The 12,906-nt window shown below is 42.5% G+C and carries 12 protein-coding genes and 1 pseudogene; 7 read left to right on the top strand and 6 right to left on the bottom strand.

What is annotated here, in order from left to right; all coding sequences use genetic code 11:
- Positions 1–292: 292 nt before the first annotated feature.
- Complete coding sequence (locus tag FTU42_RS13110) at positions 293–865, bottom strand: peptidylprolyl isomerase (protein WP_074383779.1); 573 nt, start codon at positions 863–865, stop codon at positions 293–295.
- A gap of 103 nt (positions 866–968) precedes the next feature.
- On the opposite strand from FTU42_RS13110, the gene FTU42_RS13105 reads away from it, so the two are divergent.
- Positions 969–1,643 carry an acetoacetate decarboxylase family protein gene (locus tag FTU42_RS13105; RefSeq protein ID WP_100535518.1) on the top strand — a complete coding sequence of 225 codons (675 nt, stop codon included), beginning with the start codon at positions 969–971 and terminating at the stop codon, positions 1,641–1,643.
- A 71-nt stretch (positions 1,644–1,714) separates the two neighbouring features.
- On the opposite strand, the gene FTU42_RS13100 is transcribed toward FTU42_RS13105, so the two are convergent.
- Positions 1,715–2,785, bottom strand: coding sequence for an alpha/beta hydrolase (locus FTU42_RS13100; protein WP_180083541.1), 1,071 nt, complete (start codon positions 2,783–2,785; stop codon positions 1,715–1,717).
- Between the two features lie 216 nt (positions 2,786–3,001).
- On the opposite strand from FTU42_RS13100, the gene FTU42_RS13095 reads away from it, so the two are divergent.
- The 6 genes and pseudogenes from FTU42_RS13095 (at position 3,002) to FTU42_RS13070 (ending at position 8,894) form a co-directional block, all read left to right on the top strand.
- Positions 3,002–3,511 (top strand): hypothetical protein, encoded by a 510-nt coding sequence (locus tag FTU42_RS13095; protein WP_180083538.1) that lies wholly within the window; start codon positions 3,002–3,004, stop codon positions 3,509–3,511.
- Positions 3,512–4,363: 852 nt separating this feature from the next.
- Positions 4,364–4,912, top strand: coding sequence for a nucleotide exchange factor GrpE (grpE, locus tag FTU42_RS13090; protein WP_005173545.1), 549 nt, complete (start codon positions 4,364–4,366; stop codon positions 4,910–4,912).
- Between the two features lie 155 nt (positions 4,913–5,067).
- Positions 5,068–7,011, top strand: a complete 1,944-nt coding sequence (dnaK, locus tag FTU42_RS13085) for a molecular chaperone DnaK (RefSeq protein ID WP_074383783.1) — start codon at positions 5,068–5,070, stop codon at positions 7,009–7,011.
- Positions 7,012–7,181: 170 nt separating this feature from the next.
- Positions 7,182–7,442: pseudogene (locus tag FTU42_RS13080) on the top strand (OXA-134 family carbapenem-hydrolyzing class D beta-lactamase); the annotation flags it as partial.
- A 60-nt stretch (positions 7,443–7,502) separates the two neighbouring features.
- A complete protein-coding gene (locus FTU42_RS13075) occupies positions 7,503–8,411 on the top strand; it encodes a matrixin family metalloprotease (RefSeq protein WP_100329869.1) in 909 nt (302 codons plus the stop codon).
- Between the two features lie 105 nt (positions 8,412–8,516).
- Positions 8,517–8,894, top strand: a complete 378-nt coding sequence (locus FTU42_RS13070; RefSeq protein WP_167381287.1) for a hypothetical protein — start codon at positions 8,517–8,519, stop codon at positions 8,892–8,894.
- 55 nt (positions 8,895–8,949) lie between these two features.
- Here FTU42_RS13070 and erpA read toward each other — a convergent pair whose 3' ends face one another.
- From erpA to FTU42_RS13050, 4 genes are all read right to left on the bottom strand, one after another.
- Complete coding sequence (erpA, locus tag FTU42_RS13065; RefSeq protein ID WP_004281944.1) at positions 8,950–9,285, bottom strand: iron-sulfur cluster insertion protein ErpA; 336 nt, start codon at positions 9,283–9,285, stop codon at positions 8,950–8,952.
- A 121-nt stretch (positions 9,286–9,406) separates the two neighbouring features.
- Positions 9,407–10,414: a putative solute-binding protein gene (locus FTU42_RS13060; protein WP_257225595.1), complete on the bottom strand. Its 1,008-nt coding sequence runs from the start codon at positions 10,412–10,414 to the stop codon at positions 9,407–9,409.
- A gap of 192 nt (positions 10,415–10,606) precedes the next feature.
- Positions 10,607–11,617: a putative solute-binding protein gene (locus tag FTU42_RS13055; protein WP_159138959.1), complete on the bottom strand. Its 1,011-nt coding sequence runs from the start codon at positions 11,615–11,617 to the stop codon at positions 10,607–10,609.
- Between the two features lie 253 nt (positions 11,618–11,870).
- The gene (locus FTU42_RS13050) at positions 11,871–12,875 is read right to left on the bottom strand and encodes a putative solute-binding protein (protein WP_100329866.1); all 1,005 of its coding nucleotides are present in this window, start codon (positions 12,873–12,875) and stop codon (positions 11,871–11,873) included.
- Positions 12,876–12,906 lie beyond the last annotated feature (31 nt).

Below are 12,906 nucleotides of genomic sequence, written 5' to 3'. Positions count from 1 at the left end.
ACAAGTTGTTCTTCATAATCTCTTAATGATCTTTCTAACACCTCGTCAGTGCCAGAAGCTGGACTTCGATATACTTAACAACTCAGCAATCTGCTTCGTTCGTTTCCGTCTATCTCGTCGGTATGGGCTCATTATAGGGTAATTTCCTACAGGTGCAAGCGCTTTTAACTCACAGGAATCACGACTGTTTTATTTTTATGCACCAATTTGGTTCGTATTTATACAAAACATCACATAACTACATATTTTTAAAACAGAAATATGAATTAAATATTTCTGTTTTATTCTGTACCTAGTTTCTCACAACTGGCGCTTTAATGTTCACACTGTTGATCTTGATAGGCTTCACCGGCACATTTTGATGCATTCCATAGTTTCGAGTCGGCACTTTGGCAATCTGATCGACAATATCCATACCTTTAGTGACCTTACCGAAGACCGCATAGCCTGCATTTCGGGCAGAACGATCCAGAAAATCGTTATCGACCAGATTTACAAAGAATTGTGCTCGTGCAGAATCCGGCTGATTGGTACGCGCCATCGCTAAAGTACCGCGTTTATTTTGCAGACCATTCGATGATTCATTTTTAATTGGAGCTTGGGTATTGGCCTTTTCCTGCATATTGCTATCAAAGCCCCCACCCTGCACCATAAAGCCAGGAATGACCCGGTGAAAGATAGTGTCCTTATAGAAGTTGCTCTTTACATAGTTTTCAAAGTTTTTTGCCGAGATCGGGGCTTGATCATTAAAGAGCTCAATTTCAATATTTCCCGATGAAGTTTTCATCTCAATAAGGGTATTGGCAGCAAAACCTGGCAGACTGATGGCAGTAAGGGCGATCGCATATAATGATTTCTTTAACATTTTTTAACTCATCTACTTAGAAGTAATGGTTGTGAATGACTGTATATTAATCTTTTATAACTCATAATGCAGTTGCCTGCCGACTAAAGACAAGAGAATAAGAATGAGCCATGCATTATTACAGGAGCAAAATATCCACCAGTTTCCGCCTTGGCATTTACAGGGCGAAGGTTTTATTTTGAATTACTGGCTAACACCCGGCTTTATTCAGCAAGCCAAGCAGTTCCGTATTGCCCCCTCCCCACTGGGTCGCGTGGTACAAGTGTTATTGGTGCGTTATCATTCTTCACCCATTGGTCCTTATGATGAGTTACTGATTCTGGATCATCCTTTAATTAGTAAACGACGCCTCAGCTCGATTCCTAAAATTTATGTGTCTACTCATGAATCTGTCATACACGGCCAGCATTTATGGGGTATTCCCAAAGAACATGCAGAATTTGAATGGCAGGAAAAAAATCAGGAAATATTGTGTCATATTCAGCATCAAAACCAGCGTATGACGATTCGACTCAAAAAAACCAAATCTGCGCGCAAGTTCTATATTAATAGTCATCATATTCCAGCCTCTATGCTCAAAATTCAGCAAGCCTGGAAAGGCCAGCGTTTTCAGTTCAGCCCACAATTCCGTGGCCATCTTTCCAAGCTGTCCCAAGTGGAATGGCAAAATATCAATAATATATTTCCAGATTTTTCTAAAGCCAAGTTGCTACAGAGCTTTTATGTCCCCAAGTTTAATCTGATCTTCCCTGAAGCAAAGATTGCGACCAAGCCATAACAACTTATATCAAGCCAGGTATAAAAAAGGCATTTCCATGAGAAACACCTTTTTGTATGTACGTTTTGGATTTAACTATGTTTATCCCAAAATTTGCGAAAATCCTTGCTGATCTCGATTACATATTTTTTAGCACGGCGGGAAATCGGGGTTAAATTGATAAAACCATGGGCCTGATCGATATAGTCATGATAAGAAACACTTACCCCATTTTGACGTAATTTATGTGCATAAATAGAACCTTCATCATGCAAAACATCATGTTGTGCGGTAATCACATAAGCAGGCGGCAAGTTTTTCAATTGACCATAGGTGGGAGAAACCAATGGATCATCCAGTTCAATCTGGTGGGTTTGGGCATACATCAAGGTCACCAGATCAATATCCTGATCTGACAATACCAAGCCGTCTTTATAAGCATAAAAAGAGGGATGGCGGCTTTTAAAATCAACCGCCGGATAAAGCAAGAGCTGGGCACGTGCTGCATAAGATTTGCCTGCACTACGCTGCGTCACCACTGCCGCCAGATTTCCACCTGCACTGTCTCCCGCCACCGCAATCCGGTTTTTATACACTTTCAGCTGTTTACTATGCTGATGTGCCCAGGCCAGGGCATCTTCACAGACCTGTACCATCTGCAAGGGACTAAATTCCGGTGTCAGCGGATAAGCCACACTCAGCACCTGTGCTTTGGCATGCACTGCCAGAAGGCGACAGAACTCATCATGGCTGTCCAGACCACCCACCATAAAGGCACCGCCATGATAAAAAATCACCATAGGCAACTTCTTTTGCGGTGCAGGATGATAATGCCGGGCAAAGATGCTGCCACTTTGCAAAGGCAGACGCAGCTCTTCTATCATTTTCACAGCAGTCGGTCTGGCCTGAATTGTTTTCATGCGCGCATCAAACGCCACCCGTGCCTGTGCGACATCTTCACTCAGAAAGCTGCCATGCCCCTGTTTAAGCTGAATCGCCATCAGGCATTTGACCATGGGGTCTAAATCAGGATAGTGATGAGGATAGTCCAAAGCCTTAACCAATGCGTCTTGTGCAATACCAGGTAAGAGATCCAGCATACGCGCTGCTGTGCCTTGCCCTTTCTCCATGACACTTTTCAGTACTGGATGATTCACAGTCATTATTTTTAGTCCTTATTCTCTTAATTCTTCATAGTTTCTACACGATTAGCGTTTCAGTGACCATATTCTTATATAAGTCTTAATATCTAAGTACATATAGTTTTATCCAATACGTTAACCTGATTTATAAAAGATGTCATTGACCGTTTAAATGGTATTTTTGACGTAGTTTTGCGAGCTTCAGTATATTTTTTATTTCAAGTTGGGAGAATGCCTATGGCTGGCAAAATTATAGCTCTGTCTCTGGCGACTACATTTTTGGCTGTAGGCTGTGTTGCTTTCCCTGAAGATGGTGGCTACTACGATGGCCGTTATGATCAGCGTTCTGATCGCCGCTATGAACAGGACCGTCGTTATGAGCAACAGCGTCGTTATGATCGGCAACGCTGGGAATATGAACAGCAACGTAAACGTATTGAACTGGATCGACGTAAACAGGAAGTGCAGCGTCGTAACTGGGAACAGGACCGTAAAAGACAGTTAGAACAGGACCGACGTAAAAGCCAGCTGGAACGACAACGCCAGGAACAGCAGCGTAAAAACATGATGAGCCAACGGCAAAAACAGGCTGAAGCAGAACGTAATAAACGCCGCCTGGAGCAGGATCCTAAACGGATCACCGATCAGCGTGTCAGAAAAGCCCAGCAAAACCGTTCATCTAACCCACGCTGGAGCGATAATCGACGTCAACAGCAACAACAGCGCCCACGCGATCGCCGTGATTAATACTTTGATTTCACTCTTTGTTAAAAAAGCCTGTAGCAGGCTTTTTTAATGGAAAATTTTATCTCAAGCTGATTGAATAAAAGCAGTATTTTTGCATGAAGGTCGGACTAAGCCGCCAAGCAATCATTTTTATCTTGATCAGATCAAGAATGCTCAATTTTAGCAAAAAAAAGGCCTATCTTAGAGAAAAAGATAAGCCACGAAAACACATTTCAAAATAAGAAGAAACTACAGCGATAGAATCTGGAATAAATATTAATCAAAAGTTCATCTATTGAGAAATACTTTATTGCTTAGATATTAATCGCTTTTATGTCTAATAAATAATCAGGCAAAAAAAAGCCAAGTCTTGGGGGAACTCAGCTTGAAAAAAGTAACTTGAAATAAGGCAACAGCAACCGAGTTCGGCTCTCTCCTCTGAACAAGGTCGCTGTCTATGTCAGTATCATGCAATTTTTTTACTAATATTTAAAACAGATTAAAATTATTAAATTTATTTAAAAATACGATTATCAATTTTTTATATTTATTTTCAAATAATTCATGTTTTATTTTAAAGCTCAGACTGTCTATTCAGCGACGTATACAACAATGATCAGATGACTCCTTGATCATTTACTTCAATTTATCTCCGCCTATATCGCGGTAAAAGCCTGCCATCTGCTCGCTGTTTTATTCAGAATTTTGTATAAATCTTAAATTTAATCTTGACTGACGCTTGAATTTTTACACCCTGCCCCGATTTCTTTAGGTAATCAAGAACTTCAACCATGGCAGTTCAGCATTAACGCAGTGAATACTGAGGCCTGAGGACTGTACATGTTTAAGAACCCATTTAAACGGAGTAAATCAATGGCGACTGAGCAAAACGAGCAAGCTCAAAAATTTGAGCAAGAGCAAGCGGAGCAAGATACAGCGCAAACTCAAGCTGAAACCGAGCAGGCTGAAGTTTCCGTTGAGTCTTTACAAGAGCAGATTGCGCAGCTTGAAGGTGACTTAAAGTTAGAAAAAGCACGTACGGCCAATGCAGTCTACGAAGCACAAAAAAGTGTGGAACGTATTCAGCGTGAATCTGAAAAGCATAAAGATACCGTTTTAGAAAAGTTCTCTAAAGAACTTTTAGAAACCGTCGACAATCTCGAGCGCGCCATTGTTGCCGCAGGTGAAGAGAAAACTCCACTGCTGGAAGGCGTTGAACTGACACTTAAATCTTTATTGAATACCTTAGAGAAATTTGGAGTCGTGGTGGTAGACACCAGTAACGGCTTTAATGCTGATCTGCATCAGGCAGTTGGGATTGATCCAAATGCCAAAGCCAATGAAATTGGCACTGTTTTGCAAAAAGGCTACACGCTGAATAATCGCCTGTTGCGTCCGGCGATGGTCATGGTTGGCGCTTAAGCCAAATAAATTCGGGAGTTTGTGAAATTTTTTCAACAATTTTACTTGAAAAAAATCGAACGGCTCTCATATCGGATAACAAGTAAATCCCTTTTAATTTCCCTTTGATAAAGGGAAAAGTTTGGGAATAAAAAAATTTTTGAGGAAACATCCAAATGGCTAAAATCATTGGTATTGACTTAGGTACTACAAACTCATGTGTTGCAGTACTTGAAGGCGACAAAGTTAAAGTAATCGAAAACGCTGAAGGCGCGCGTACAACGCCATCAATTATTGCCTATAAAGATGGCGAAATTCTGGTAGGTCAATCGGCAAAGCGTCAAGCGGTAACGAATCCGAAAAATACCTTGTTCGCGATCAAACGTTTGATCGGTCGTCGTTATGAAGACCAAGCGGTACAAAAAGATATCGGTCTGGTACCGTACAAAATCATCAAAGCTGACAACGGTGATGCTTGGGTTGATGTCAACGACAAGAAACTTGCGCCACAGCAAATCTCTGCTGAAATCTTGAAAAAGATGAAAAAAACAGCGGAAGATTACCTGGGTGAAACAGTAACTGAAGCGGTCATTACCGTTCCTGCTTACTTCAACGATGCCCAGCGTCAAGCAACGAAAGATGCAGGTAAAATTGCAGGTTTAGAAGTGAAACGTATCATCAACGAACCAACTGCTGCTGCACTTGCGTTCGGTATGGACAAGAAAGAAGGTGACCGTAAAATCGCGGTTTATGACTTGGGTGGTGGTACATTCGACGTTTCAATCATTGAAATTGCGGATCTTGATGGCGACCAGCAAATCGAAGTATTGTCTACTAACGGTGATACATTCCTGGGTGGTGAAGACTTCGATAACGCATTGATCGAATTCCTGGTTGAAGAGTTCAAGAAAGAACAAAACTTCAACTTGAAACAAGATCCGCTTGCGCTGCAACGTTTAAAAGAAGCTGCTGAAAAAGCGAAGATCGAGCTTTCTTCTTCGAATGCAACTGAAATCAACCTGCCATACATCACTGCAGATGCGACTGGTCCTAAACACTTGGTGATCAACGTAACACGTGCGAAACTTGAAGGTTTGGTTGCTGACTTGGTTGCGCGTACCATTGAGCCATGTAAGATTGCACTTAAAGATGCTGGTCTTTCGACTTCAGACATCTCTGACGTGATTTTGGTGGGTGGTCAATCACGTATGCCAATGGTTCAACAGAAGGTTCAAGAATTCTTTGGTAAAGAGCCACGTAAAGACGTAAACCCTGATGAAGCAGTTGCAATGGGTGCTGCGATTCAAGGTGCGGTACTTTCAGGTGACAAAACTGACGTACTTCTTCTTGACGTAACTCCGCTGACACTTGGTATCGAAACCATGGGTGGCGTGTTAACAGCAATCATCGAGAAAAACACCACGATTCCTGCGAAGAAATCTCAAGTGTTCTCGACTGCTGCTGACAACCAGCCTGCTGTAGACATTTCTGTGTTCCAGGGTGAACGTAAAATGGCACAGCAAAACAAATTGTTGGGTAACTTCCAATTGGGCGATATCCCACCTGCGCCACGTGGTGTGCCACAAATTGAAGTGTCTTTCGATATCAACGCTGATGGTATCTTGAAAGTATCTGCAAAAGACAAGAGCACGGGTAAAGAGCAATCGATCCAGATTAAAGCAAACTCAGGTTTGTCTGATGCTGAAATCGAAGCAATGATCCGTGATGCTGAAGCGAATGCTGAAGAAGATCGCAAATTCGAAGAATTAGCGAAAGCACGTAACGAAGCGGATGCGTTAGTTTCTTCTGCTCAAAAAGCAGTGAAAGATTTGGGCGAGCAAGTGACTGCAGACGAAAAAACTGCAATTGAAACTGCGGTTTCTGAGCTTGAAGCATCAACTAAAGAAAATGATGTTGAAGAAATCAAAGCGAAAACTGAAGCGCTTCAAAACATCATCATGCCGATCACTCAGCGTGCCTATGAAGCAGCTCAAGGCCAAGGCGGTGCGCAAGGGTTTGATCCGAACGCATTCGGTGGTGACGCTGGTCAACAACAGCAAAAAGCGGACGACGGCGTTGTAGATGCTGAGTTCACTGAAGTAAAAGATGACAAAAAATAATTTGTCGCTTTAACTGAAAAACCGCGCAATAGCGCGGTTTTTTTATGTCCAAATTTTAAAGCATGAAGGTAAAATGACTAAAAATGGATCGTATGTTCAAGTAAAGCTGTTTAAGCTAAATCCAGCATGAAACGACCATCAACCCTGAAAATTCTGATTTTGCGGCCTTTCAGCAATGGGTTAAAGCCATGTTATTGCTACAGGAACGCCACGCTTGTCGACTGTATGCCAAATCCGGCCGGGGTATGGAGCTGGAAGCGCAAGTTGGCTGACGCACGGGCTGGATCGAAACACCACAGGCTGACATCGTGGCCTTTTCCCTGAATATGCAGATGCACAGTCATATGGATCCGGCGATTCGCCTGGACATTTTACAGCAAACCTTGGCCGAATTAGGACTTTATCCAAAAGCTGAGCAGGAAGGCAAATAAGCATGGGAAATGCCTTAAAATTAAGCTATATTTTTTAAAAATAAGCATCTCAATAGCAATATGCGCCTTCTATTTTGTCTGGTCATCGTTGGGTTAATCCTGTCTGCCTCTATGCATATGCAGACCAAAGCTCATCCACAACTGCGCTACAACTCGCTTGCAGACCGGCTCAGTCATCCTTTTGACACACGTTTACGCTTTAAGGTCGATCAGGTAGATGCAGGCTTTGGGCTGAGTAAAGAGCAAGTGATTCAACTGAGCAAAGAAGCCGTCGAGATCTGGCATCAGGGCACCCATCGCGATGATCTGCTGCTCTATGATGAAAATGCCCAGCTGAGTATTCATCTGATCTATGATCAACGGCAACAGGAATATAATGCCTTAAAGAAAGTCGAAAAACAGTTGCTGGCAGATGATGCCCAGTATCAACGTCAGGTCAAAAATCTGGAAGCATCTTATCAACATCTGGAAAGTCAGCAACAGCGCTTGATCCAGCAAAGAGATCAGATTAATTATGAATTTCAGAAGCTACAGCAACGACGGCATCAGCCAAATTTATCTGCCTATGAGCACGAACAATTAGAATATGAGTTTCAGGCTTTACAGCGCAAATCGGAAAATTTTAAACGGGAAGCCGAGTATCTTCAGCGACAGCAAAGTTCTTTTAACCTGAATGTTTCGCTACATCAACATAGTCTTGAAAATCATCAACAGAATATCATTCAGGCCCAGCAACGTTTTCCTGCCCGTGAATTTCATAAAGGGGTATTTATGGGTCATCAGATTCATGTATATCAGTTTGATGCAGAAGATGATCTGCGTCTGACACTGGCTCATGAACTGGGGCATGCTTTGGGCCTGTATCATCATGATGATCCAGAGGCGCTGATGTATCCGGTACTGGGAAAACAGAATTTACAACACTTTCAGTTGCGACCTGCCGACAAGACTTTGCTGTATCACCGTTAAGTGATCAGCCTGAATTCCTTAATTAATTTAAGTGTATAAGTGTTATAAAAAACACTCTATTCGGATTTCATGTTATTGTGAACGGCTACATTGTTCAGGCCATCTTTGGAGATTCATGTGAGTTACTACCATATTTTAATTGAAGTAAATGACCACATTAGTACGATTGATGAAACGCGTGATATCGAGATCTTTGATATTGAGGATATTCAGCCACATCTTCATGCGATTTTATTGCCTTATTTCAATGAACAGCTGATTGAACTGGACGATGAGAATCTGGAATATAAAGATATTTTACATCTGGAAATCAAACAGACCCTCTTGCCGATCAATGACCTGATCGAAGAAGAGCAGCGCCTGTTGCCAAGTGATACCGATATTACCATTAGCGCTTATGAGATTTTTAATAATCGCGAGCTGAGTCAGGATGTCACATCAGTAATTTTTGACCTCTTGGAAGCGGTAAAACTGGAAAATTAAGTTTTCTTCAGATATAAAAAAGTCCTCATCAAGAGGACTTTTTTATTGTGCGCGTTTAGATCGAGAATGAAGATCCACAACCACAAGTGGTGGTCGCATTCGGGTTCTGCACCACAAAGCGTGAACCTTCCAGACCTTCTAAATAATCTACAACGGAACCGACCAGATATTGATAGCTGAGTGAATCGACCAGTACTTTCACATCGCCGTTGGCAAATTCTGCATCATCTTCATTCTGACTTTCGGCAAAGTTAAAGCCATAAGAGAAACCTGAACAGCCGCCACCGGTAACATACACACGGAGCATTAAGTCTTGGTTACCTTCACTGTCACGCAACTGGCGTACTTTATTTGCGGCATTGTCGGTGAGCACAAGCGCTTGGGCATTCATGGCGGATTCCTCTGTTGAATGGAATGTCTTTAAAAAGAAAAGACCATATCGAAGTATAACACACTCAATATATGGTCAGTCTCTACAGATTAAAAGTCAAATCAGAGTAATTTTATCAGGATTATTTGTAGTTCTCATCCTGTAAGGCACATTCGAAGTTTTGCGGGTTCTGCTTACAACGGAATTGCCACAGCAGTTTCATCATGCGTTTGTCATATACGCCGCGTTTGGTCAGGTTGATTCTGGAATCGCGCATCATTTTCTGATAGCCCGGTTTATCTGCAGCCGGAATATCCATCCAGTATTTTGCAGGAATATCGGCTTTCATTTTGCCCAGAATACCAAAAGCGCGCGGCAACTGGCTTCTCACCCATTCACGTGATTTTTGACCATAACCCGCCGGGAATTTATCGGGACGGATAATGATATTACCGGTCACTTGCAACACCGGATAATTCACAATCGCACCTTTTGTACCTAAGCCTTTGTGTAATTCTAGCGGCTTAAATACCGCAGCGGGTGCGCCAATGATATCAACCTGACCATTGTTAAACTTGGCGCCAAAGTTGGTGACATCGGCACTGACGGCTTGAGCACCAACCTGCTGCACCATGATTTTTTGTGCTTCATCATAGTCGAGTACCGCAATTTTTTTACCTGCGGCTTTGGCCACGGTATTAATACTACGGTCATTGACCAACAGAAAAGCATCACCGACAGGAATCACCCCCACCACTTCATATTTGCCATTGAGCATATGTTTGGCAAAAGTCGGACTCGCCAGACCCTGCATCACTTTAACGGCCAGATTCAGATCTGGAATCGCCCCGATAGCATCGAGTGAGCCGGTAAAGCTGTTAAACTGACGTCCGCGCATTCCAGTGACACTAATCCCGTCACATTTTCCAGCCTTAAAATCTTCTGCAACCACGGCTTCATTGGTATTCACTCTAAGCTCGATATCAGCGCCCCAGTTTTTCGCTGCCAGCTGATAATCTTTCATGACGCTATACACATCGCCATTTTTGCCCACCAGATCAAATACGCACATCACCTGTTTGGCCTGTACCAGACCTGAAACAGTAAATGTCGCTGCGGCCAATGCCAGTATTTTCCATCTTCTTTGCATCATCCTAATGTCCTTATACCTTGTTTTTGTTATTGCGATTTCAGCCGCATCTAATTGTTTTTATATCAATCATAAGAAATCAATCTTTAGATCAAGCTTAAGCTATTTAATCAGCTGTACAATGGCTGATCTGCCTCAGTTCAACCACAAAAAAAGCTTAGACTCAGCTAAGCTTTTTCTTTAAAAATCAAATTACTCACCCGAAAGTGAACACTCAAAATTGGCTTTGTCGACAGAACAGCGTGCGCGTTTTAACACTGACATCATGCCAGCATCATAGATTCCGCGTTTGGTCATGTCCATACGGCCATCACGTAACATTTTCTGATACTTGGTTCTATCTTCAGCGCTCAGATTCATTTTATATTTCGACGGAATTCCGGCTTCCAGACGGCCGATCATGGCCATACTTTTTGGCAGGTTTTTGATAAACCAGTCACGCGATTTTTGCCCAAAACCTGCCGGGAATTTTTCCGGGCGAATGACAAAATCGGACGTCACATGCAGCACCGGGAAATTAAACATCGCGCCGTTATTGCTAAGGCCTTTATAAATCTCTAGCGGTTTATAAGCATAGGCTGGTGCCCCCACCATATCCACCTGACCATTGTTAAATTTGGCCACAAAATTGGATACATCGGAAATCACGGCCTGCGCGCCCACACGCTGCACCATAATTTTCTGGGCATCGTCATAGCCCAATACCGCGAATTTTTTACCTGCGGCTTTTTCGATCGAGTTAATATTTTTGTCACGGACAAAGATGAACGCCGAACCAAGTGGTGCAATCCCGGCAATTTCGTATTTTTTACCACCCAGATTAGTCACCATTTTGCTGGCATTGCGTTTGTCCAGCGCAAAACTAATGGCACGCTGTGCAATTGCATTGCTCGGTGCACCGCCCAGTGCATCGATAGAACCGGCAAATTTATTGTATTGACGGGCGCGCATGGCAGTCATAAATACGCCATCACATTTTCCGGCTTTAAAATCATTATCAGCAACAGCTTCATCCTGGCGGGCAATCAGATTGATTTCTGCGCCCCAGCCTTTTGCAGCCAGTGCCCATTCTTGCGCCATCTGGAAAGACTCACCCGATTTACCCAGTAAGTCAAACACGCAGATATCGACTTTTTCTGCATGCACCGCATTGGCAAAACCAAATGTAGAAAGTGCAGCCAATGATAAGAGTGCTTTTTTCATTGTATTATCCTTTGGAATCTTGTTATTCGCTGAGTGTCCTTACACGGAACAAATATTAAGCAAGTTTAATTAAAAAAAATAGAGCATTTACTCCATTTAAAACCCGTGTTTTGGCCTATAAAGATAAATAAGCGTATTTTCTAAATATTATTTTATAAAATATTTTTAAATATCAATTTCTTAATATTTAATAGAAGTTTCGTATCATTACATTTAATCCGTAAGAGTTACAAAGATATACATCATTTGAATTTTATTCGCCACTAATTGAACATTCAAAATTGGTTCTTTCGACGGTACAGCGGGCACGCTTCAATACCGTCATCATGCCGGGATCATAAATCCCCTGCCGGGTTAAATCGATGCGGCCTTCGCGCAGAATCTTCTGATAGGCAATGCGATCTTCACGGCTTAAGTTCAGCTTATATTTATTGGGAATTTCCGCTTCCATACGTTTCACCATGGCAAAACTGCGCGGCAACTGTTTCACAAACCAGTCTCTGGATTGTACTGCGAAAGAGTCAGGAAATTTATCCTGCCGGATGATCAGGTCGGCAGTGACATTGATTACTGGAAAATTAATCATGGCGCCTTTATTGCCCAGACCTTTTTCTAATTCAAGCGGTTTAAAGGCATAAGCCGGTGCAGCCACAATATCGACTTCGCCCTGATTAAATTTACGGATAAAATTGGAAATTTCCGACATTACCGGCACGGCTTCAATCCGATTGACCATAATTTTCTGGGCATAGTCATAATGTAGCACGGCAAATTTCTTGCCTTTTACCTGTTCCAGTTTATTCAGCTCGCGATCACGGACAAAAATATAAGCCGGGCCAATCTGTCCGATCCCAGCCACTTCAAATTTTTCTTTGCCAATCTGGGTGATCAAGCGCTTGCTGTTGCGTTTGTCCAGTACATAACTGATGGCTTTCATGGCAATGTCATTATTTGGCACACCACCAATCGCATCAATCGAGCCGGCGAATTTGTTATAGGCGCGGGCCCGCATGGAGGTCATATAGAAGCCATCGCATTTACCTGCCTTGGCATCCTGATCCACTTTGGCTTCGTCCTGATAGGCAGTCAATTGAACATCAGCATTCCAAGCTTTTGCAGCTAAGGCCCATTCTTCCAGTAATTTAAAAGATTCGCCAGACTTGCCCAGCAAATCAAAAACACAGACATTTACTTTGGCATGACTTGAAGTCGATGCCAGTAGACCCAGTGCAGATAAAACTAAAAATCCCTTTTTCATTTTTATTTTACTCTATCGTATTTTTTGCTCG

The organism is Acinetobacter sp. YH12102 (genome assembly GCF_013419125.1).
GTDB lineage: Bacteria > Pseudomonadota > Gammaproteobacteria > Pseudomonadales > Moraxellaceae > Acinetobacter > Acinetobacter pseudolwoffii.
Note: the sequence above shows the minus strand (reverse complement) of the source record. Positions and strands in the feature narration are given on the sequence as shown.

Bases quoted from the DNA above. Each gene is read 5' to 3' on its own strand.
- FTU42_RS13110 (WP_074383779.1), bottom strand. From the start codon at position 865: ATGTTAAAGAAATCATTATATGCGATCGCCCTTACTGCCATCAGTCTG.
- FTU42_RS13105 (WP_100535518.1), top strand. From the start codon at position 969: ATGAGCCATGCATTATTACAGGAGCAAAATATCCACCAGTTTCCGCCT.
- FTU42_RS13100 (WP_180083541.1), bottom strand. From the start codon at position 2,785: ATGACTGTGAATCATCCAGTACTGAAAAGTGTCATGGAGAAAGGGCAA.
- FTU42_RS13095 (WP_180083538.1), top strand. From the start codon at position 3,002: ATGGCTGGCAAAATTATAGCTCTGTCTCTGGCGACTACATTTTTGGCT.
- grpE (WP_005173545.1), top strand. From the start codon at position 4,364: ATGGCGACTGAGCAAAACGAGCAAGCTCAAAAATTTGAGCAAGAGCAA.
- dnaK (WP_074383783.1), top strand. From the start codon at position 5,068: ATGGCTAAAATCATTGGTATTGACTTAGGTACTACAAACTCATGTGTT.
- FTU42_RS13075 (WP_100329869.1), top strand. From the start codon at position 7,503: ATGCGCCTTCTATTTTGTCTGGTCATCGTTGGGTTAATCCTGTCTGCC.
- erpA (WP_004281944.1), bottom strand. From the start codon at position 9,285: ATGAATGCCCAAGCGCTTGTGCTCACCGACAATGCCGCAAATAAAGTA.
- FTU42_RS13060 (WP_257225595.1), bottom strand. From the start codon at position 10,414: ATGCAAAGAAGATGGAAAATACTGGCATTGGCCGCAGCGACATTTACT.
- FTU42_RS13055 (WP_159138959.1), bottom strand. From the start codon at position 11,617: ATGAAAAAAGCACTCTTATCATTGGCTGCACTTTCTACATTTGGTTTT.
- FTU42_RS13050 (WP_100329866.1), bottom strand. From the start codon at position 12,875: ATGAAAAAGGGATTTTTAGTTTTATCTGCACTGGGTCTACTGGCATCG.